The organism is Microbacterium sp. H6, assembly GCF_003314775.1.
GTDB lineage: Bacteria > Actinomycetota > Actinomycetes > Actinomycetales > Microbacteriaceae > Microbacterium > Microbacterium oxydans.
In genome coordinates this window covers 1-563 of the sequence record NZ_QOAY01000177.1, presented here as the reverse complement: position 1 = coordinate 563, position 563 = coordinate 1, and the positions used below count along the sequence as shown (strand labels likewise).

Genomic DNA, 563 nt, shown 5'->3' with positions numbered 1-563 from the left:
GCCGCGAACCGGCACATCGGGACGACGTATGACGATGGGACGACGGTGCGGATCGTGCGGGACGCGACCGGGCGCATGGCATCGCGGACGATCGATCCGGCGGGTGCGGAGCCGGCGGTGACGACGAGCTACCTGTATGCGGCGGGTGGTGATGCGGCGTGGGGGCAGAGGTCTGGCGCGGGTTTGACGCGGAGTGTCGGGCTGCCGGGTGGGGTGTCGTGGACGAACCAGGCGGGGGTGGTGACGTGGTCGTTCCCCGGGTTGGGTGGGCACGGTTTGGTGACGCGCACCGGGACGGCGACGAGCGGGTTGTTGTTGTGGGATCCGTTCGGTCAGCCGGTGGACCCGGTCACGTTCGCGATCGGGACGGTCGCGTCGGATGGCACCGGGCAGGTCGCGGGGAACACCCTCTGGCATCAGGGGGCGTTGAAGCCCGCGGAGTCGGCGGGTTCGGCGCTGGTGGTGGAGATGGGGGTGCGGTTGTATGTCCCCGCTCTCGGGCGGTTCCTGCAGGTCGACCCGATCGAGGGCGGTGGGGCGAACGACTACTCCTGGCCGACCGA

Annotated in this window: 1 protein-coding gene; it reads left to right on the top strand. The window is 70.5% G+C overall.

The annotated features are described in order from the left end of the window. Positions 1–54: 54 nt before the first annotated feature. The coding region (locus DSP71_RS11420; RefSeq protein ID WP_147251302.1) for a hypothetical protein at positions 55–563 on the top strand (509 nt) is incomplete at its 3' end.